The following is a 21,140-nucleotide window of genomic DNA, read 5'->3' on the forward strand; positions in this document are numbered from 1 at the left end:
TTATGATGGGAACTAGCCCACCCAGCACCGCCCAGGAGCACACCCATGACCGAGTCAGACGCGCCCACAGACCCCTACAAGCAGGGCAGCCCCACCCCCCGCTTCACCCCGGCTGACCCAGCCCACCCCACCACCGACGAAATTCCCTTCATCTATCCGGCCCACTGGGAGGCCGACGTCGTATTACGGGACGGAGCCACAGCAAACCTACGCCCAGTAATCCCCACCGACCGGGCAGCCCTGGAAAAAATGTACGCAGGCCAATCCGAACGCACCATCTACCTGCGCTTCTTCACCCACAAACCCACCCTCAGCGATAAAGAACTGACCCGATTCACCACAGTAGATCACAATCATCGAGTCGCCTTCGTACTGCTACTAGGCGAAGAAATCATCGGCATCGGCCGATACGACCGCACACATAACCCCAAAGAAGCTGAAGTTGCCTTCATGATCTCCGATGCCCACCAGGGCCGAGGAATCGGCTCAATTCTGCTCGAACACCTTGCAGCAGCAGCAAACGAGCGCGGCATCGACAGGTTCAGCGCCGAAGTGCTACCGCAGAACCGAAAAATGCTCAACGTCTTTACCGACGCAGGCTACGAGATTTCCCGCGAATTTGAAGACGGCATGGTGATGGTCTACTTCAACATCGACCCCACCGACCGCTCCCGCGGAGTGATGGAAGCACGCGAACACCGCGCGGAATCCACATCAATTGCCGAGCTACTAGCCCCCCGAACCGTAGCAGTCATCGGCACCACAAACCGCTGGGACAACGACGGGCATAAGATCCTCAAAACCCTGGTAGACGGCGGATTCACAGGCACCCTCTACGGAATCAACGAAGGCCAACTACCTGCCGGCAAGATCCCTATCTACTCCACCATCAAGGACCTACCAACCCGCGTAGACTTAGCAATCATCGCCCTCCCGCTAGCAGAGGTAGCCCCAGCCGTTGCCGCCTGCGGTGAGGCCGGCGTCCGCGGGGTACTGATCTACACCACCGGCTACGCAGGCGACGGGGCCCGGGGCCACGCCCGCCAAAAAGCCCTGGTGAGATTAGCGCGTAGCCACGGAATGCGCGTCATCGGGCCAGCCTCCTTCGGGCTGCTCAACAATAACCCGGGCATCCGCCTCGATGCCACTATGAGCGCCCAAGACCCCAAGCCCGGTGCGCTAGGTCTCTTTAGCCAGTCCTCAGCTATCGGAGCCATGTTCTCTAACACCGCGGTGAAACGCAACATCGGTGTCTCGTCCTTGGTCTCAGCAGGCAACCGCGCGGACGTCTCAGGCAACGACATCATGCAGTACTGGGAAGACGACGAGGCTACCGGCGTCTGCGCCCTCTACCTAGAATCAATCGGTAACCCCCGCAAATTCTCCCGCATCACCCGCAGGCTCTCCCGCGCCAAACCGGTACTGGTCGCTAAGAACGCGGTCACCGGCCAAAAACTCCCCCCGGGCCATTCCGGGCGGACCTCTATCGCACCCCCCGAAGCACTCGATGCCATGTTCAAGCAATCCGGTGTGATCAGCACCGAAACCTTTGAGAAAGTGCTCGATGTGGCCCAGGTGCTGGTCTCCCAGCCCCTACCAGCTGGCCGACGTATCGCTATCCTCTCCAACGCCTCAGCCCTGGGGCAAATTGTTGCCGATAAAGCCCAAGCCCTCAAAATCGATGTGCGAGTCACCGAATCGGCGCTCCGACTCACCAACGACGGCATTGACGGCTTAGAAGTTCTTGAAGACGTCGCAACTAGCACCCTAGAAGCATCAGATATTGACGCCGCTATTGGCATCTTCCTCACCGGCGACTCCATCGAACCCAAAGACATTGCAGGAGTGTTACAACAGGCTGGCAAACGCACTGGCAAGCCAGTAGTTGCTGCCTTCCCCGGAACACTCAACACCGCCCAAACCCTCCACGGAATCTGGGAAGACTCACAGCAGCAGCTACCTACCCCAGAGAATCCTGACGCAGCGGGGCAGTGCGCACCCACCCTACAAGAAGGACTGCCCTGCTTTGAATCCCCAGGTGCTTCCATACTGGCCCTAGCCAAAGTCATGGACTACGTCGATTGGCGAGAAAAGGAAACCGGGGCGCTCGCTACCCCCGAGAACGTGAGCCCAAAAGCTGCAGCCGCAGGCATCGCCCACCACCTAACCCAGGTGAGCGGAGAAAACCTACTAGATCTTCCTGCCCCCGCCACCGCAGAACTCCTCGCCAAGTACGGCATTAGCCTACTTCCCGAATACGGTTTTGAAACAGCCCAAGAAGCAATTGCGGCCGCAGCTACAGCAGGCGGTTACCCCGTCGTCCTTAAAACCACCGACCAGACCCTACGCCACCGCCTTGAGGTGGGCGGCGTCCGTCTAGGCATCGAAAGTGATGCCGAACTGCTCAGGGAAATAGCCCACATGCACCGGGTGCTTGAACCCTACGGCAAATTCAACCTCACCGTACAGAAACAAGCCCCAGCCGGGCACACCGCGGTACTCATCGGCATCGAAGACCCCCTCATCGGCCCCGTTATTTCCTTCGGCATGGCCGGTGACGCAACCAACCTCCTTGGCGACTGGGCCCACCGCATCCCACCCCTGACTGAGCGTGATGTGTACAAGATGGTGCGCTCACCCAAAGCAACAGCTAAACTCTTTGCCGACAAGGGCATACCCCAGGTGCGAATCGACCTACTAGAAGATTTATGCGCCCGGGTAGCCCTCATGAAAGATAACCACCCTGAGATTGCCTACCTAGAACTGAACCCGATCCTACTGGCCCACGAAACACTCACCGTGATAGGCGCCAAGATACGCCTAGGCAACCCCCAACAGCACACTGACTCCGCCCGGCGAACCATGAGTAGCTAGGGGCAAGCTGGTATGACCTAAAATGGAAGGTAAACCTAGCAGCTAGAAGAAACCTCAGAAAGAGACGAGACGATGACCCCCAGCGTAGCCGAAGCTCTCACCAGAGATATCCAGCAAGCGGGGTTTTACCCCGAACTCGTCCTCGATACGGTAGCCGAAGCCTTATCCGGACTAGCACCAACCAGCCACCTGGTCCAAGTAGAAACCCACTTCGACCAGAACGAACTGCACCGTCATATCACGGTGTTAGTCTTAGCCGGTCACATCCTTCTTGTAGCCCACCTCGATGACCAAAACCTCGACGAAAACGGCCAGCAGGTTCTCGCTCACGTATCGGTAGAAACCCTGCACGTAAGTCGGCTCCGCACCCTAACTGTCAGCTACACCTACCCCCAGCCCCAACACTATCGAACAGGTAGCCCTGTCTCAGAGGTCTCTTTACTCATCGCCTGGACCGGCTCCCAACGGCTAGATGTACAACCGGCAGAATGCCCCGACCCCGTGTGCGAAGCCGACCACGGCTACACCGGTATGAGCCCCCGCGAAGATATGCTCCTACGAGTGAGCACCCCCGCAGATGGTGCGGACGCCACCGCCCAGGCCCGCAGCTTTGCTAGGGCCCTACGCTCTGCCCACATGGCAGCCATGAACCACCAGACCCTGCCCACCACCGCAACCGTACAGGCAGGAGCCTAAAATGGGCGTCCTCACCGACTACTGCGGCAACCCCCTACCCACCGAACCTGGCTATGGCGGCAACAACCTGGCCGACCTCTTTGAATCGTGCGGCACCTTGGTCGCCCAAGGCTCCATCACCCCTGACCCCCACCCCCTGCACGGGGCCGGACGCCACGACCTCATCGGCTTAGCTGAGCGGCTGCGCTCTGCCGGGGTCGACCCCACCCGTTATCGCAGCGTCTGCCTGGTCATGGTTGACGGCTTGGGCCAGAGCCTACTATCAACCTACGGCTCCTACTCCCCCCTCTTGAAGAAGGCCACCCAGCTTGGGCCTATCCACTCAGCGGTGCCGTCAACCACGGTCGCTTCACTCAGTAGCTTCGGCACCGCAACCGCCCCGGGGTACCACGGCATGGCTGGTTATGAGGTCAAAAACCCGGCAACTGGAACCGTCATGAACCAGCTTTCAGGCTGGGATAAGACGGTAGACCCCCACATCTGGCAGCCCCACCCCACCGTTTTTGAGCGATACCAAAACCACCTAGACGTTGCAACAGTCTCGCTTAGCAAGTACGCGGGTACTGGCTTGAGTGAGGCCGGGCTACGAGGTGGGCGTTTTGTGCACGCAGGCGGGTATGGTGCCCGCACCACCTTGGCTGCTAGCCTGCTGAACTCCCGCAAGCCGTCCTTGGTTTACCTTTATTGGGGAGAAATTGATCAGACCGGCCATAAGTTCGGCACCAGCTCAGACCAATGGCTTGAGCAGCTAGAAGAGCTCAATCTTGCCCTTAAATCGCTAGCGCGTAGACTGCCGTCGCATGTGCTGCTGCTGGTGACTGCCGATCACGGCATGGTAGATGTTGACCCCCAGAACCGTATCGACTACTCAGGTGATGCTGCCCTGCTTGAGAATGTTGAGCTAACAGCCGGTGAACCCCGCATGGTGCAGCTTTACCTGAAGGACTCCAGCCCCGCGGCCCGCCAAGATACTTTGGGGCGCTGGGCAGAAGCCTGGGGGGAGCAGGCCTGGATTTTTGATACTGAAAACCTCTGTGAGGCCGGCTATTTTGGCCCGCAGGTTACGGACGAGGCCCGCCGCCGCATTGGAGATATTATCGTAGCTGCCCGCGAACCTATCGCCCTGTACGATATGCGCCATTACAAACCCCATGCCTTGCAAATGGTAGGGCAGCACGGGTCGCTAACGCTTGAGGAAACACAGGTTCCGCTGCTGATGCTACCGACTGGCTAGGCCCACCCTAAGGACGGCCGGAGTGGCCACTTGCTGGGGTAGGTCAAGAAGGAGAGTTTCTTCTGCCTGAGGTGTCTCTGCTTCAAAGGTCGGCTCCAGGTGGGGCGCCGTCTGGCCAAGAGCAAAGGCCCTGTACCTAACCTCAGGGTAGGTACAGGGCTTTAATAGATGATAAACACCCGAAGTCTAACGGCGCTGGTTACCGAAGATAATGTCATCCCAACTGGGCACACTGGTGCGCTTAGTTCGGCTGGACTTAGGGGCAGGGGCCTCATCGTCATGGCCTAGAGGCTCCTCATCAGAAGCTACTGGTTCTTTAGCGCCAGCAACCTCTTCACCAAGATCAGTTTCAAGTGCGTCGGGTTCCTTGATGCTCTCACGGTTTGATTCACGGTCGTTTGATGTAGCCTCGCTGACTTCCTCACCGCCTACTTCAACAGCGTTCGCATCAACAGCATTCGCATCAACAGGGCCCGAGTCCAGGGCAGGCTGTGGCGCTACAGCACCTTCGGCAGAGGTTTCCTCCTGCTCAACAGTCGTTTCAACTACCGGGCTAAAATCTTCACCAGCCTCAGAAACAGACTCAGCCTGCACCCCAGCAGCAGGGCGGGAGCTGCGGCGGGCACGCTCCAACAGATCAGCTAGCTTGCGCTCGCTAGCAGGGTCAAAGGAGCGCACACCGCGGCGGGCTGTCAGCTCATCAAGCAGCTCATTCTGCTCTTTCTGCTCAGGCACACTCACCCGAGTAATGCGAGGCTCAGCAACCTGAACACCGGCGGAGGACGATACCGACTGCGCAGAGGCATCGCTCACCTGCTCGCCCTGTGAGGTCACAGACTGCTTGGAAAGCCCCGGAATCGGTGCATCGTGGGAATGGTCGCGCCCCATCAAGAAGTAGGCAGCCTCATTGGAGGCATAAATGCTCTGGTTGGCAGGGTTGAAGTTCCACCGGGCAGGGAACATGACGCTGCGCGGTAAGTTGGCCTGGGCGTCCGCACCCAAATCTATATCAACCGATACGGTCCACTGGCCAGACTCCTGCTGCCAAGTGCTCCAATCCATCGGGGCCTGGGTAAAGCCATAACGCTCAGATACTGACTCAATATGCTGGTCAAGACTCTGAGCTGCCTCGCCCTGACCGGGGGCAGCAGAGATAACGGCGGTACGGGCCGTTTGAATGATGTTGGCACGCTCAGCGACAATAGGCCACTCATAGCGGCGCACCCGCTCTGGCTCCCAGCCTGATTCTGCAGCAATTTCTTCAACCGTGGCACCCTGACGGAATCGGGTCTGAATATCACGGGGGCCAAAGGCGCCACCAGCGCTACCGCCGCGTAAGGGGCTGATACGGCGGGCACGAGCAATGCTCTGCCGCAGGTTCTGGTCGATGGGCAAGAGGTAGGTTGCGCCGTCAGATGATTCGAGGACGAGGTTCTCACCATCGTCATGAATGCCAGCTAGTCGCAGTTCACGCACTGCTCGGTCTCCTTAGATGGGGCCGGGCACCACCTCCAAGACAAGGCGGTGCTCACTTCAATCTTTACACTTACTTGAAAGACTACCGGCTCAAGCTCTGCCTGAAAGCTAAAGGAGCTGGGGGAGGGGGTGAAGTTTTGAAAATACCCGATTTTTCAAGGAAAATTATCTCAAGCTCAGGAAGAACTTGAAATAAATGTCTTACCCTGCACCAACCCTCACTCAACCTATATGACTCGCTCAGAGAGAACATGAACTCTCCGCTTGCATTCTCGCAAGCAATAGTGAACAATTCTACCCGTCACCTCAACACAATCGGAGGCCCCGGCCAATACAGGGGCAACCGATATCAAGCCGGGGTGCAGGTGCCCCAGACCAGACAGAGGGGGTATCTACCCTTCGCACACCTAATACGGAGAAAACCATGGCAACCGATTACGATGCACCTCGCAAGCAAGATGAAGAGAGCAAAGACCAATCCTTTGAGGAGCTGCGTTCACGCCCCTCAGAAATGCAATCAGGTGCAGTGGACGAGGACGAAAACGCAGCAGCCGAAAGTTTTGAACTACCCGGTGCTGACCTCTCCAACGAAGAACTAAACGTTGTGGTTCTCCCCGCACAGGACGACGAATTCACCTGTGCCTCATGCTTCCTGGTGCGCCACCGCTCCCAGATCGCCCGTGAAGAGGGCGACCTCAAGTACTGCATTGAGTGCGAGAGCTAAAAGATAGAAACTCAACAGACAAGGGCGGGCCCGCGTTGTCATAACGCGGGCCCGCCCTTGGTTCTACTGAAACTTTGAAGAGAACCTACAAGCCCTAGCCTTCTTCAGATAAACCCTCATTAAGGATCGCTGCAATCTTCTCAGGGTGACGGGAGGAAGCAATCCAATAGGGGGTTGGGTCTGCCGGGTCGGTAATGTCTACCCGAATTACTGAGGTAATCCACCCCCGGAAACACATATACGCCCGCCCATCCAGTGCCGGGCCAGTAGCCAGGCGGGCATTCTCCCCACGAAAAGCGTAGGCACGGCCCACATAGTCCCGTTCGATACGGGCCCGACCAAAGCGCACCGTGCTATCAGTAATCTCTAGAGTGGGAGAGCTCCCATAGAGAATCACACCCAGCAGAAGAAAGACCACAACACCGGCAATGACCCCTGCGGTAATGCTGATAGGTGCACCCACCAGATAAGAAGCGAGACCAGCACCTACACAACCGACCCATAAGCCAAGACCCGGGGCTAGTCGTTCACGGTAGAGCACAGTGGGGGCAGTAACAGGCATAGCTTCCTTCGATACAACAAAATTCTGGGCACAGTGCCGGGGGGGCACCCAGCAGCACTGCTTCTAGTCTAAGGGGTTTTAGCCCCCGACGTGAGCGGCAGACCGGTGCATAACCCGGTACAGTAAAGAGAGTGATGAACCAGCTTAAGATTGATATCAAGATGCTCGATGAGGGGCTTGAACCCCCCGCTTACGCCCAGCCCGGGGATGCCGGAGCCGACTTGCGCTCGCGCCTGACCTTGACCCTTGCCCCGGGTGAGCGTGCCCTGGTGCCCACTGGTGTGGCAATTGCTCTGCCTGAGGGGTATGTGGGTCTGGTGCACCCGCGTTCGGGTCTGGCCGCTAAGCACGGTATTACTATTGTCAACGCCCCGGGCACCGTTGATTCGGGGTATCGCGGTGAGCTTATGGTTAGCCTGCTCAACACCGACCGTAGCCAGCCCTTTACTATCGAGCGCGGTGACCGTATCGCCCAGCTAGTGATTCAGCGGTTTGAGTCCGCTATTTTTAATGTGGTGGAGAGCTTGAGCGAAACTGAACGTGGGTCTGCCGGGTTTGGTTCCACAGGCGTACAGTAAGAGCAGTAGAGAGGCTAGGCCACTAAGGAGGCACTATGTTTGGTTTTGGTAAGAAAAAGAAGAATGCGGATACCGCCGCTACGCAGCGTGAACAGGGCACTGCAGATGCCCCTGCAGCGGGTGAGAAGAAGGGGCAGGGCAAAAGCGCCACCGAAAAAACAGCCCTAGTAGCTGGTCGTAGCAAAGCTCAGAAGCCTGCCGTAGATGCAGCTCTGCCTGTCTCCTTTGTAGAATTTACCCGTGAGAACGGCCCCTTTGACGTCACCGAGCAACGTACCGGTTCTAGCTATATTGACCTGGGTGGCTTGCTGATTAAGAGTAATCCGGGGCTGAGCCTGCGTCTTGAGGCTGACCAGAAAACTCAGCAAGTTATTGCTGTTACCCTGCAAATCGGTGAAGGCGCCCTTCAAGTGCAGGCTTTTGCGGCTCCTAAGAGCCGAGGGATTTGGGATGATATCCGTAAGGAACTATCTGAAAGTGTGCGCCGTAAGGGAGGCCAGGTCGATATTAATGATGGCCCCTTTGGGCGTCAGCTTATTTCTCGTGTGCCCGCTGAGCTTCCTGACGGCCGTAAGGGCTTCCGTGTCGCCCGTTTCGTGGGTGTTGATGGGCCGCGCTGGTTTGTGCGTGGGGTGTTCTCCGGTAAGGCTGCTTTGCCTGGGGAGAGTGCAACCGCTCTTGAAGAGGTTTTCCGCACTATTGTGGTCAACCGTGGCTCTGAGCCTATGCCTCCGCGTGATTTGCTGCCTATGCGCGTGCCCCAGCAGATTCAGGAGGCTGCTGACGCCCAGGCCGCTGCAGCTGCAGAAGCTCAGAAGAAACCTACTGTCGAGGTGCCCCGCCGCGGCCCTGAGATCACTGAAATCGGTTAGGGCCTATGCCTGAGACTGAGTCGCCCTTCACCCGGCAGCAGGTGGCCGGGCCGGTGACCCGCCTGGAAGAGTACCCGCAGCGGTTCCGTGCACGAGTCGCTGGGCGAGTAGCCAGGGTGCACATTTCGCATGTAGGGGCCACCCCCAAGTTTGAGGTGACCCTGCTGGTCGATAAGTCTAAGCCCCTGCCGCCGGCAAAGACCCACCCCATGACGGGTATGCCCATTGCAGAAACCGGTGAAGACCTGGATGACACTACCGATGTGAGCACCACTGAGGACACCTCAACCGGTCAAATCTCTGTGCTCGATGAGGAAACCGGGTTTACTACTCGCTTTAGCGTCAACCGGGCAGGGCCCCGTGTGCTCTACCCGGAGTTCCCGCCTCTAGCACCGGGTACGGTGCTGACCTTGGTATGGTTGGGTCAGCGCCAGGTGCCGGGTATAGCAGCCGGTGGCTACCTGAGGGTCTCAGGTATGCTCAGCACCCGGGAGAAGCCCCTCATGTATAACCCCCGCTATGAGATAGTTCCAATTTCTTAGCATCTACTCAAAGGACGCTGGCCCCACCTTTACAACACAAGGTGGGGCCAGCGTCCTCTGGTGTAATACTGGGTGCCAGACTAGTTAAACCGGTGAGCTAAAGAGGGCGCGGATGTCGTCCTCACCGGTGGGGGTGGTGATAAAGAAGAGTTCATCGCCGCCTTCAATGACGTCGTCTCCGCTGGGGGTAATCGGTACCCCATCGCGCAAGATGGCGGTCAAGGTGGTCTCGTAGGGCCACTGCACGTTATCTACCGTGTGACCAATGATGGGGTGGTCAGCCGGAACTGTGTATTCCACCAAAGTGGCGCTACCGGTCTTGAGGGTGATCAGGCGCACCACGTCACCGACCTCTACGGCTTCTTCCACTAGGGCTGTCATCAGCCGCGGGGTAGAAACTGCAACATCAACACCCCAGGCCTCATCAAAGAGCCACTCATTTTTGGGGTTGTTCACGCGGGCTACGGTGCGGGGCACCCCAAACTCACTGCGGGCTAAGAGAGATACAACCAGGTTGGTTTTATCGTCACCTGAGGCGGCTACAATGACGTCCGCGTTCTCAGGTTTAGCCTGCCGTAGGACGGACAGCTCACAGGCGTCCCCAATGACCCAATGGGCCCGCTGAATACCGCTGCGAGAAATAGCCTCGGGCTTAATGTCAATAATGGTGACCGTATGGCCGTGGGAGAGTAGCTCCCGGGCGCTTGAAGAGCCTACTGAGCCTGCACCAATAATGATTACTTCCACTCAAGATCCCCCTCATCCTGGCCTGCCGGGGGTGCACCTAGCACCCTGGCAATGTCGTTGATGTCTTCGGTGCGCATCATGGCGTGCACCGTATCACCTTGCTGGTAAGAGGTTTCCTTCGTTGGTAGCATGCCCTCCCCAAAGCGGGTCAGGTAGGCTACCCGCACCCCTGCGGCCTCTTCAATCTCGGTCAGGGCGTGACCAGCCCAACTCTCGTGTAACTGAAGTTCACCGAGCATGAGACGACCTGAGGCTTCACGGAAGTCACCGGCCATGGCCTGCTCAGGCAAAATACGGCGCAGTACCTGATCGGTAGACCACCGCACTGCCGCTACCGTAGGGATACCCAGACGCTGGTAGAACTCGGCACGGTTGGGGTCATAGATACGAGCGACCACATGCTGCACCCCAAAAGTTTCTCGGGCCACACGGGAGGCAATAATATTGGAGTTATCGCCAGAGGAGACAGCCGCAAAGGCATAGGCGTGTTCAACGCCGGCCCGTTTGAGGGTCTCACGGTCAAAGCCCACACCCGTGACCTTCTTGCCCGCAAAATCCTTGCGTAAGCGGCGAAATGACCTCTCATCCTGGTCAATGACAGCAACCGAATGGCCCGCATCTTCTAGGGTGTGAGCCAACATGACGCCCACACGACCGGCACCCATAATCACAAAATGGGGCACTTAGCACCTCACGACAAGACAACGAAAAATAAACACATACCCCGCAGCACAGGGGTACCTCTAGTCTACGCTTGGTGGCCCCACGACCCAACTGAGACGCCCTAGCCGGGTGGGGTACCTTCGCCGCTCACTAAAATGTGGTGTGTATAGCTGTTTTTTCCCCCTTTCAGCGACTACGGTTAGAGCCTGTGAGGAATATGAGGAGCGCGGCCACCCGCCTAATCTTTGGTGCCCCTGTCACCAGCAGGCAGGCTAAAAAAGGCAACCTGCCCAAACGCCGTGCCCTACCCCTGTTTGGGGCTGACGGTTTCTCTTCTGTGGCCTACGCTCCTGATGAAATCCTGCTGACTTTGCTCCTTGCTGGTCACGGGGCCTTAGCTTACTCGCCCCTGGTGGGGTTGGGTATCGCCCTGATTCTGCTGATTGTGGTGGGCACCTACCGGTACAACATTCAGCATGTGGGGGAGCGTGGCGACTTCGCCCTGGTCTACCAGAACCTGGGGGTAACAGCCGCGGTGGTACTGGGTGCGGCTCTCATGGTCGAATTCATGCTCACGGTTGCGGTCTCGCTCTCTTCTGCTGCCCAGTATCTTGAATCGATTACCCCCCTACTTTTGGGGCATCAAAGGCTGATAGCTTGTTCACTGATTGCCCTGGTGACTTTTATCTGCTTGCACGGCCTGAAAGTGATGCTGCGAATCTCTCACCTGCCCTCCTATATTTTTCTGGTGCTGCTGGTTACTACCATCGGGTGCGGTCTTATTGCGGACGCCACCGGCCAGCTTGGGCGCGCAGTCTCGGCTGACTACACGGTGCTGGTGCCAGAGAATACCAGCCAGGTGCTCACAACCCAGCTGGGTGTAACTCTGCTGCTGGTGAGGGCGTTTGCCTCTGGTGCTGTGGCTTTGACCGGGGTGAACACTGTGAGTAATGCGGTCAAGGCCTTCGCCCCGCCGCGCCAGCGCAACGCCGCCACTAGCCTCATGGTAATCGGCGGGATCTCTGCCCTCTCCCTTCTGGGTGTGCTCTACCTGGCCCGGCAAACCGGGGTGGTAACCGTCCTTGACCCGGCCCAGGGGCTACTGGTTGCTGGCCAAATGGTGGGGGAGGACTTCCACCAAATACCCGTTCTTCTCCAACTGACCGACGCTATCTTCCACCAGCCCCTAGCCAGCGTCCTACTCGGTGCAGCGACCATTGGGGTGCTCCTGGTCGCGGCCATGACAGCTTTCACCGGCTTCCCCATGCTGGCTACTGCCATAGCCTCCAAACAGTACCTGCCGGTGCACCTCTCAGCCCGCAGCTCCACGGCCCTCTACGCTAATGGTGTGCTGACCCTGGGGGCCAGTTCTATGCTGCTGGTGGCCATCGTCGGGCCCAACGTGCACACCCTGGTGCAAATGTATATTGTGGGAGTCTTTACCGCTCTCACCCTCACCCAATATGCGGTGCTTCGCAACCGCTGGCGCACCCAACGCATCACCCTCAATACCCAAAAACGGCGCGCCCTCTGGCGTGATATCGGCATCAGCGCAGTCGGCACTGGCGCCTCAATGACCGTGCTCGTGGTGATTGTTCTGACCAAATTCGTTCACGGTGCTTGGGTTACCGTACTGCTCATTCTTCTTCTGACCTGGCTCATGATTAAAACCAACAAACACTACAGCAGCATCGACCGGCAACTAGCCCTCTCCACGGATCCCGACCAACTAGCCGCTGACCGGGCCCTCCCCTCCCGCGTCCATGCCCTTATCTATGTTGAGCGGGTGCGCAAGCCTGTACTGCGGGCCCTGGCCTATGCGCGGGCCTCCCGCCCCTCATCCATTGAGGCTCTGCTAGTGAACGTGGATCAAGCCCGCACCCGCGAAAACATTGACACCTGGCAGGCCCTAGAACTGCCCGTAGACCTGACCGTCTTGGACTCGCCCTACCGCAACCCCGCTGCCAGCCTGCTCGAATATGTGCACCAGATGCGCCAAAAATCTCCCCGCGACGTGCTGGTGGTTTACTTGCCCGAATATGTGGCCTCCCACTGGTGGCATGGTATCTTCCAACGCCGCACCGTCCACAAGCTCAAAGCCCGCCTGCGCCACGAACCAGGTGTCGTGGTGGCCTCCGTGCCCTGGCAAATAGACCGATAAATTAGAAAACCCACCGAGCCACCCTCGAAGCGAGAAACACATGACTGACACCACCACCTCACCTGAACCTGCTATCGGTGACCTGCTAGAACTCACCCCCGAACGCCCAGCCCACGGCGGGGCCCTGGTCGCTAGAGCAGGCGACCGCGTCATCTTTGTCCGCCACGGCATCGTAGGGGAGCAGGCCACCGCCCGCATTACCGGCCGTGGCCCCAAAGGCCGCTTCTTCTTCGCAGATGTGGTCTCCGTCGATACCCCCTCACCGGAGCGCCGCCCCCACCCCTGGGCACCGGCGGACGCGCTGGCGTCTGCTCAGCCCCTGGGCGGTATGGAATACGGGCACCTGACTCTCGCAACCCAGCGGGCCTATAAGCAGCAGATTGTGAAGGAGCAGCTAGTGCGCCTGGGCGGGGTGCCTGAGAACCACCCGCTGCTGGCTAAGCTGCCGGTCCATGCCCTACCCGGTGATGAGCAGGGGCTGCACTGGCGCACCCGAGTACATTTTGCGGTGGAGCGCGAGAGCCAGCAAATCGCTATGTTCCCGCACTCTAGCTCGGTGCCCGTCCCCGTTACGGGCTTCCCCCTGGCCGATGAGCGCATCGAGGCCCTAGAGCTGCACCGGCTCAAACTAGCCGGTATTACCCGGGTTGATGTGGCGATCTCTGCCACCGATATGGTGGCCGTGGTCTTTACCGTATCTGCCCGCACCACGCCTGCGGCGGTCGCCGCGGATATTGAGGCCCAGGCCCGGGCCCTGTGGGGGCCGCTGGAAGAGCGCATGATAACCCTGGTCTTTACCGCTGAGAAAAAGGGCGGACGCCGCCGCGGCACTAAACCCGCTGACGTCATCGCTGGGGCTACCAGCCCTAACCTCCTTGAGGCTGCCACTGTTTACGCCCAGGACTTCTATTGGAACGTGGCCGCTACAGGCTTCTGGCAGATTCACCGGGCTGCCCCTGAGGTGCTGGGTAATGCGGTGCTTGAGGCAGCCGGCCTGAGAAAGGGCATGACGGTCTATGACCTTTACGCCGGTGCCGGTTTCTTCACCGCCCTAGCCGCTGACGCAGTGGGCGACAAGGGCACGGTTTTGTCGATTGAGGGATCTCCGGTGACCAGCCGCAACGCCTCCGAGAACTTTGGTGACGAGGGGCCCTCCCGAACTCACAGGTCTGAGCGGACGCGCGTGCGCGTGGAAAACGGGGACGTGGCCCAGGTGCTGGAGAAAATCAGCGGTGAAGTGGCCGAGGGCCGCTACGCTGCCCCGGATGTGGTAATTTGTGACCCCTCCCGTGAGGGTGCGGGCCGCACCGTCATGGAGCAGATTTCTGCCCTTGCACCCCAGCGGATTATCTACGTGGCCTGTGACCCGGCAGCCTTGGGCCGTGACACCGGCTACCTGCGCGCAGCAGGCTGGCGGCTTGATGCTGTTGAGGCCTTTGACATGTACCCCAACACCCACCATGTGGAGACGGTAGCTCTTTTGTCCAAACTTGATGTCGATAAGCACATAAATGTTGAAATTGAGCTGGATGAGCTTGATGCAACAAGTGATTAAAGCAAGTCTGCTTATGAGTAAATAAAAGAGTATGTACTGAAGAAATTTAGCTTTAAGGTTTCTACACTGCATATCGCACAAATTAAAAAGAAATACGGTATAGAGCTGAGAGGGGGTTATAATAAGTCAAAAAAGAAAAACAAGTTATCCCGCAATTCACACTGGAAAAAGAAGATACTGTTATGGATACCATGAAGGAACTTTAAAATGATGCAATAAAGAGAGAGGGTGTTTATAAGATTGATGATAAAAATAATCTTGTTTCCAATGAGTCTTTTATTCAAGTATCCTAACTGCCTTCTTACATTCATGCTCGGCATAGAAACGGGAATACTATATTTACTGATGATATTTTGTATATTTGGAGCCATAGCATTTTTTACAAAAAGAAGTTAGCATTGGTGTAGAAGCATTAATTATTTGATTTTTAGTTAGTCCTTACGGAATACCGATGGTGGAGTGGGAGCAGCTGTTGTAGTGTTCTTAGAAGGTGTAAATAGGAAAATAAGGTCAATTTAAATCAAAACATTAATGAATTAGAAAGAAGGTTAATTTTTGCGAACATACGAAAATAAAGAACAACTAAAAGCTGAAATAGGTAAAACATTTGAGAAGTATATTTCAGAATTTGATATTATTCCAGAAAATTTAAAAGATAAGAGAGTTGATGGAGCCGATAGAACTCCAGCAGAAAACCTTGCCTATCAGGTTGGCTGGACAAGTTTGGTTCTTAAATGGGAAGAAGATGAAAGAAAGGGGCTTCAAGTAAAAACACCATCGGATGAATTTAAATGGAATCAACTCGGTGAATTATATCAGTCATTCACGGATACCTACGCTCATTTATCTTTGGAAGAGTTGAAAGCAAAATTAAATGAGAATATTAATTCTATTTATATTATGATTGATTCGTTGAGTGAGGAAGAATTATTTGAACCGCATATGAGAAACTGGGCTGATGAAGCGACTAAAACAGCGACTTGGGAAGTGTATAAGTTTATTCATGTAAATACTGTTGCACCTTTTGGAACTTTCAGAACTAAAATCAGAAAATGGAAGAAAATAGTATTATGAGGGTTATTCAAAACCACACCAGAGAAACCGTTGCCCCACAAACCCATAACTACCAGCAACTCACCACCCTACAAGAAGCCCCCAACAACCACCTGACACCGCGAAAAAATCAACAAAAACCCAGGAAACTTACCCTAACCCACCCCTAGAACAAGGCACTCAAAGCACCAGGTTCACTGGTCATCAACAGCACACTGGTACCGGTCTGGAACTGGCGAGGTGAAATAAACTTTTCAGGCAAAGATAAACGTGCTGGCTACAACCACCAGATCATCTGCACCATTGATGGCAGGCTCCTTGTCATTACTGACCGGCTACCTGGTGCTTGGCATGATGTTTATGCCGCCAAGGAGCACGGTCTTACATAAGTATGTGGAGGAGATGACCCTTGTTGATAGGGGCTACCGTCGGGTTGAGGTTGTTGCCCCCCCTGCTCAGTGTAAGCCTGGGGTGAAAACGCTCACTCGAGGCTGTAAAGGAGATAGCAGCCGTATTGTCGATAAGCTGTGAGTGGTGGTGGAACGCGTTATCGTGCAAGTGAAGATTTGGGGTGTTTTGTGTTCGGGTTTTCGGCGGCTGCTTGGGGTGTGTGGGCGGGTTTTTCGGTGGTGAGGGGGTGTGTTTCTTTGTTGTTGGGCACCCCTTATGAAGAACCCTCATAGGTTTGGACAATGATGAACAAGTGGAAACCTTGGCGGTATTTAGCCGGTACGAGGCTTAGCGGTTTCCGGAAAAGACCACCAAAATCAGAGAAACCCACCTAGTTCAAGTTTGGTGGGTTTTCTGATGTAGATGGTACCTACCCCCACTACGGGGCGAGGCGGGTGGGGTAGGAGCCAGGGGTTAGCTCAGGCGGTCGGTCTGGTCGTCCCATTCGGCTGCCATAGGGCGCAGGGCACCTTCCTTAGCGCGAGCATGGTGGCCGCAGAAGAGCAAATCCAGGCCAGAGCTCATCACCACACGCACATAGGCCTGAGCGCCGCAGGCATCGCAACGGTCAGCAGCAGTCAATTCGCGGCGGGTCTCAAGAGTTGCACTCATGGTAGCTCCTTTCAAAAGCTTTCCTTCTACTCTCTATCCAACCACCGGCCCGGCCGCGTCCGCACGTCCTTTCGCCCAGAGCACGAAACCCTTGCCCGCCAACCGGGTAGGGGCCGTGGCCCGTGCCGCCAAAGACCCTGCCACCCGAACACCTGTACTACACTAGATAGGCACACCGTCCACACCTGCAGGAGAGTTTCGTGGCAGCAAACAACTACACCGCCCGCAACCTATCGGTGCTCGAAGGCCTCGAAGCCGTACGCAAACGCCCCGGCATGTACATTGGCTCCACCGACTCACGCGGCCTCATGCACTGCCTCTGGGAAATTATCGACAACTCAGTTGATGAAGCCTTAGCCGGGTACGGGCAGTCCATCCAGGTCATCCTCTATAAGGACGGCTCCGTTGAGGTGCAAGATGACGGCCGCGGCGTGCCCACCGACATTGAACCCCGCACCGGCCTCTCCGGTGTGGAAGTGGTCTATACCAAATTGCACGCTGGTGGTAAATTCGGTGGCGGCTCCTACACTGCCTCAGGTGGTCTGCACGGTGTGGGCGCCTCGGTCGTGAACGCCCTCTCCTCCCGCCTTGATGTGCAGGTAGACCGCGGCGGCAAAACCTACCAGATGAGCTTCCGCCACGGCATTCCCGGTATTTTCGAAGGCACCCGCACCCCCAAACCCGATGCCCCTTTCACCGCCTCCGCCGACGCCCTACAGGTAGTAGGTAAAGCCAAACGCGGAGTCACCGGCACCCGGGTTCGCTACTGGGCTGACCCCATGATTTTCACCCCGGACGCCCGGTTCAGCTACGAAAACCTGGCCGCCCGTGCTCGCCAAACCGCCTTCCTGATCCCTGGGCTGCGTATTGCTGTGCGCGATGAACGCCGCCTGCCTGGCACCCCCGGCGAGTTTGAAACCGTTGAGGAAGTCTTCCAGCATGACGGTGGTATCGCAGAATTTGTGGACTACTTGGCCCATGACCAGGCTGTGACCGATATTTGGCGTTTCACCGGTACCGACACCTTCACTGAGACCGTCCCCGTGCTGGATGCTGAAGGCCACTCCCAGCTCACCGAAGTAGAGCGCGAGTGCGAGGTTGATGTTGCCCTGCGCTGGGGCACTGGTTACGAAACCAAGCTGCGCACCTTCGTCAATATCATCGCTACCCCTAAGGGCGGTACCCACCAGACCGGGTTTGAGCAGGGGCTGCTCAGAACCTTCCGCAAGCACATTGCCGATAATGCGCGTAAATTCAAGGCCGGCACCGACAAAATTGAAAAGGACGACGTGCTGGCAGGTCTGACCGCTGTGCTGACCGTGCGTCTGGCTGAGCCCCAGTTTGAGGGGCAAACTAAGGAGATTCTGGGCACCCCGGCGGTGCGTCAGATTGTTTCTAAGGTGGTAGCCAAGCAACTAGCTGCCAAGTTGAACTCTACAGCCCGGGGCGAGAAAACCCAGGCGGCAGCTGTCTCTGAGAAGGTTGTTGCTGAGATGAAGTCGCGTATTTCGGCGCGAGTTCATAAGGAAACCCAGCGTCGTAAGAACGCCCTGGAAACTTCGTCCATGCCCACCAAGCTCGTAGACTGCCGCTCTACTGATGTTGAGAAGTCTGAACTTTTCATCGTTGAGGGTGACTCGGCCTTGGGCACTGCCCGCCTGGCCCGCTCATCTACCTACCAGGCGCTGCTGCCTATTCGCGGCAAGATTTTGAACGTGCAGAAGGCCTCCCTGACCGACATGCTAGCTAACGCTGAGTGTGCCGCCATTATCCAGGTGATTGGTGCAGGCTCAGGGCGCACCTTTGACCTGGAGAGCAAACGCTACAACAAGATTATTATGATGACAGATGCGGACGTAGACGGTGCCCACATTCGTACCCTACTGCTGACTCTCTTCTACCGTTATATGCGTCCGCTGGTAGAAGCTGGCCATGTCTACGCTGCTGTGCCGCCCCTGCACCGGGTTGAGGTGATCAACCGGGGTAAGGCTAACGAGATGGTCTACACCTACTCCGAGAAGGAACTACACGAGCTGCTGGGCCGTATTGAGGCCGAGGGTAAGAGCTATAAGGAACCTATCCAGCGTTATAAGGGTCTAGGTGAGATGGACGCTGACCAGTTGGCGGAGACCACCATGGACCCCCGCCACCGTATGCTGCGCCGGGTACGGGTTGAGGACGCTGAGGCTGCCGAGCGTGCCTTTACCCTCTTGATGGGTTCTGAGGTGGCCCCGCGTAAGGACTTTATTATCCGTGGTGCCGCCCAGCTTGACCACACTGCGATTGATGCCTAGGGCTTCTTATAGTTAGCAGGGGTGAGGTATTGCTGAGGGCCTGGGGCATGTCATATAACCGCAAATGTGTATGATATTCATCACTCTTTAGGGCCTGTGGATTTGGTTTTAGGGGCTAGCTTTTACCCTCAGGTTGGGTTTTTGAAAAAAGAGGACGGCCCCGCCCGGCTCTACCTGATGGGTTAGGGGAGAGGTGCTTGCCCCGGTGTGACTATGACAAAGTGTCACTAACACCGGTTTGAGAAGATGTGAGCTGTCGTCTTCTACCTAGTCAGAGATAGCCTTAGCGTGAAAGTGACCTTTAGTGAAGCGTCAAATTCTCTGGTGGGGGGAGTCACAAACACCCTAACGACACACTCACAGAAGCCAGCTATCCTAGAGCACAACACACCCGCACCGTTGCCTTGTGTTTATGGCATAGTTGCCAGCCTGCTAACGGTGCACCACTTTAACACTCAAGGAAATCAATGGATCCCCTCGAAATAGCGCGGTGGCAATTCGGTATCACCACCGTCTACCACTTCATGATGGTTCCGCTGACCCTAGGCCTGGGTGCCGTTGTAGCTGGCTTCTACATCGCCTACGTGCGAACCAAGAAGCACGAATACAAGCGCATGACCAAGTTCTGGGGCAAGCTCTACCTCATCAACTTCATCATGGGCGTTGCAACCGGCCTCGTCCAAGAATTCCAGTTTGGCATGGCCTGGAGCGAATACTCCCGCTTCGTGGGCGACGTTTTCGGCGCGCCCCTAGCCATGGAAGGCCTACTAGCCTTCTTCGTAGAGTCCACCTTCTTAGGCCTCTTCATCTTCGGCTGGGACAAACTCTCACCCAAGGTACACGCAGCCTGCCTGGTCATCGCAGTAGCCGCCTCCTGGCTCTCTGCCTACTTCATCATCGTGGCCAACTCCTGGATGCAGCACCCCGTAGGTGTTGAAATGATTGATGGCCGCCCCGTTATGACCGACGTCTTAGCAGTGCTAACCAACAACACCGCCATGGTTGCCTACCCGCACGCCATCTTCGGCTCCCTTCAGGTTGCCGGTGGCTTCCTTGTCGGTATCGCCTGGTACAAGCTCTGGAAGCGTCGCCGCGATGGCATCGACACCATCGGTGACAACGGCAAGGTTATCGTCGGTGAAATCAGCGAAGGCGCCCGCGACCGCGCCGACTTCACCGTCTGGTTCAAGTCCCTACGCATCGGCGCTATCGTCGGTCTGCTGGCCTTTGTTGGCACCGGTATCACCGGCCACCAGCAGGCTCAGCTCATGATTCAGCAGCAGCCCATGAAAATGGCAGCAGCCGAAGCCGCCTGCCACGACGGTACTGGCTTCTCCCTCTTCTCCCTCTCATCTCCCGGTGCGCAGGACTGCGACCAGGTCCAGGCTGTTATCGAAATTCCCGGCCTGCTCTCCTTCCTGGCCTACGACAACTTCACCACCGACGTCCCCGGCATCACCACCTTGCTCCCTCAGTACAAGGAAGCCTACGGCGGCACCATCCCCGATAACCCCGAAATCTACGGTGAACGCGCCGGCACTGAGGTTGATTTCCTGCCCCTGATGGAGGTCACCTACTACGGCTTCCGCGGCATGATCACCCTCGGCGGCATCAGCGCCCTCTCCTTCCTCTACGTCTTGTGGGTAACCCGCAAGAAGGGTGAAGGTACCGTACCTGAAGCCAAATGGATCACTAACCTAGCTATCGTGGGCATCCTGGCACCCTTCGGTGCCAACGCCACCGGCTGGATCTTCACCGAAATGGGCCGCCAGCCCTTCGTCGTTGCCCCCAACCCCGACGGCAACCCCGCCCTGATGATGTTCACCGCAGCAGCCGTCTCACCCGGTGTATCTGGCTACGAGATTCTCTTCTCGCTCATTTCTCTGGGCCTGATTTACGGCATCCTCATGGTCGTGGAAGTCTACCTGCTCGCCAAGTACGTCAAGGCCGGTGTGGTGGCATCTATGCCCGAGCTGGTTGAAGACCCACACACAACTGACGAGAAGAACGACCGCGACGTACTCGCGTTCGCCTACTAAGAAAGGGG

General features: G+C 57.0%; 17 protein-coding genes. 12 read left to right on the forward strand and 5 right to left on the reverse strand.

What is annotated here, in order from left to right:
* Positions 1–45: 45 nt before the first annotated feature.
* The 3 genes from ACED87_RS03440 (at position 46) to ACED87_RS03450 (ending at position 4,804) form a co-directional block, all read left to right on the forward strand.
* On the forward strand, positions 46–2,874 hold the full coding sequence (locus ACED87_RS03440) for a bifunctional acetate--CoA ligase family protein/GNAT family N-acetyltransferase (protein ID WP_449089610.1): 2,829 nt from the start codon (positions 46–48) through the stop codon (positions 2,872–2,874).
* A gap of 72 nt (positions 2,875–2,946) precedes the next feature.
* Positions 2,947–3,570, forward strand: a complete 624-nt coding sequence (locus tag ACED87_RS03445; RefSeq protein ID WP_449089611.1) for a DUF5998 family protein — start codon at positions 2,947–2,949, stop codon at positions 3,568–3,570.
* A gap of 1 nt (position 3,571) precedes the next feature.
* On the forward strand, positions 3,572–4,804 hold the full coding sequence (locus ACED87_RS03450; protein ID WP_449089612.1) for an alkaline phosphatase family protein: 1,233 nt from the start codon (positions 3,572–3,574) through the stop codon (positions 4,802–4,804).
* Positions 4,805–4,990: 186 nt separating this feature from the next.
* Here the strand turns inward: ACED87_RS03450 and sepH are convergent, their stop codons facing one another.
* The gene (gene sepH / locus ACED87_RS03455; protein ID WP_449089613.1) at positions 4,991–6,280 is read right to left on the reverse strand and encodes a septation protein SepH; all 1,290 of its coding nucleotides are present in this window, start codon (positions 6,278–6,280) and stop codon (positions 4,991–4,993) included.
* A gap of 424 nt (positions 6,281–6,704) precedes the next feature.
* Here sepH and ACED87_RS03460 point away from each other — a divergent pair, with 424 nt between their 5' ends.
* A complete protein-coding gene (locus tag ACED87_RS03460) occupies positions 6,705–7,004 on the forward strand; it encodes a DUF4193 domain-containing protein (RefSeq protein WP_449082751.1) in 300 nt (99 codons plus the stop codon).
* A 94-nt stretch (positions 7,005–7,098) separates the two neighbouring features.
* On the opposite strand, the gene ACED87_RS03465 is transcribed toward ACED87_RS03460, so the two are convergent.
* Entirely contained in the window at positions 7,099–7,566 is a 468-nt protein-coding gene (locus ACED87_RS03465) for a DUF3093 domain-containing protein (RefSeq protein ID WP_449082753.1), read from the reverse strand.
* A gap of 134 nt (positions 7,567–7,700) precedes the next feature.
* Between ACED87_RS03465 and dut the strand changes: the two genes are divergently transcribed.
* Genes dut through ACED87_RS03480 form a run of 3 tightly spaced genes read left to right on the forward strand, consistent with a single transcriptional unit; the run spans position 7,701 to position 9,558 of the window.
* Positions 7,701–8,144, forward strand: coding sequence for a dUTP diphosphatase (dut, locus tag ACED87_RS03470; protein ID WP_449082755.1), 444 nt, complete (start codon positions 7,701–7,703; stop codon positions 8,142–8,144).
* A gap of 35 nt (positions 8,145–8,179) precedes the next feature.
* The gene (locus ACED87_RS03475; protein WP_449082757.1) at positions 8,180–9,016 is read left to right on the forward strand and encodes a DUF3710 domain-containing protein; all 837 of its coding nucleotides are present in this window, start codon (positions 8,180–8,182) and stop codon (positions 9,014–9,016) included.
* Positions 9,017–9,021: 5 nt separating this feature from the next.
* Positions 9,022–9,558, forward strand: coding sequence for an asparaginase (locus tag ACED87_RS03480; protein ID WP_449082759.1), 537 nt, complete (start codon positions 9,022–9,024; stop codon positions 9,556–9,558).
* Positions 9,559–9,642: 84 nt separating this feature from the next.
* On the opposite strand, the gene ACED87_RS03485 is transcribed toward ACED87_RS03480, so the two are convergent.
* Positions 9,643–10,305, reverse strand: a complete 663-nt coding sequence (locus tag ACED87_RS03485) for a potassium channel family protein (protein ID WP_449082761.1) — start codon at positions 10,303–10,305, stop codon at positions 9,643–9,645.
* Positions 10,296–10,988, reverse strand: a complete 693-nt coding sequence (locus tag ACED87_RS03490) for a potassium channel family protein (protein ID WP_449082763.1) — start codon at positions 10,986–10,988, stop codon at positions 10,296–10,298. The genes ACED87_RS03485 and ACED87_RS03490 overlap by 10 nt, the downstream gene beginning before the upstream one ends.
* Before the next feature lie 197 nt (positions 10,989–11,185).
* On the opposite strand from ACED87_RS03490, the gene ACED87_RS03495 reads away from it, so the two are divergent.
* The 3 genes from ACED87_RS03495 (at position 11,186) to ACED87_RS03505 (ending at position 15,758) form a co-directional block, all read left to right on the forward strand.
* Positions 11,186–13,129 (forward strand): APC family permease, encoded by a 1,944-nt coding sequence (locus ACED87_RS03495; protein ID WP_449082765.1) that lies wholly within the window; start codon positions 11,186–11,188, stop codon positions 13,127–13,129.
* 40 nt (positions 13,130–13,169) lie between these two features.
* Positions 13,170–14,684 carry a class I SAM-dependent RNA methyltransferase gene (locus ACED87_RS03500; protein ID WP_449082767.1) on the forward strand — a complete coding sequence of 505 codons (1,515 nt, stop codon included), beginning with the start codon at positions 13,170–13,172 and terminating at the stop codon, positions 14,682–14,684.
* A 555-nt stretch (positions 14,685–15,239) separates the two neighbouring features.
* Complete coding sequence (locus ACED87_RS03505; protein ID WP_449082769.1) at positions 15,240–15,758, forward strand: ClbS/DfsB family four-helix bundle protein; 519 nt, start codon at positions 15,240–15,242, stop codon at positions 15,756–15,758.
* Positions 15,759–16,601: 843 nt separating this feature from the next.
* On the opposite strand, the gene ACED87_RS03510 is transcribed toward ACED87_RS03505, so the two are convergent.
* The gene (locus tag ACED87_RS03510) at positions 16,602–16,799 is read right to left on the reverse strand and encodes a DUF7455 domain-containing protein (protein WP_449082771.1); all 198 of its coding nucleotides are present in this window, start codon (positions 16,797–16,799) and stop codon (positions 16,602–16,604) included.
* Between the two features lie 200 nt (positions 16,800–16,999).
* Here ACED87_RS03510 and ACED87_RS03515 point away from each other — a divergent pair, with 200 nt between their 5' ends.
* Positions 17,000–19,093, forward strand: coding sequence for a DNA gyrase/topoisomerase IV subunit B (locus ACED87_RS03515; protein WP_449082773.1), 2,094 nt, complete (start codon positions 17,000–17,002; stop codon positions 19,091–19,093).
* A 467-nt stretch (positions 19,094–19,560) separates the two neighbouring features.
* Positions 19,561–21,132, forward strand: a complete 1,572-nt coding sequence (locus ACED87_RS03520) for a cytochrome ubiquinol oxidase subunit I (RefSeq protein ID WP_449082775.1) — start codon at positions 19,561–19,563, stop codon at positions 21,130–21,132.
* Positions 21,133–21,140: the final 8 nt, after the last annotated feature.

The sequence above is a fragment of the Rothia sp. 32237D007AR genome (assembly GCF_053544675.1).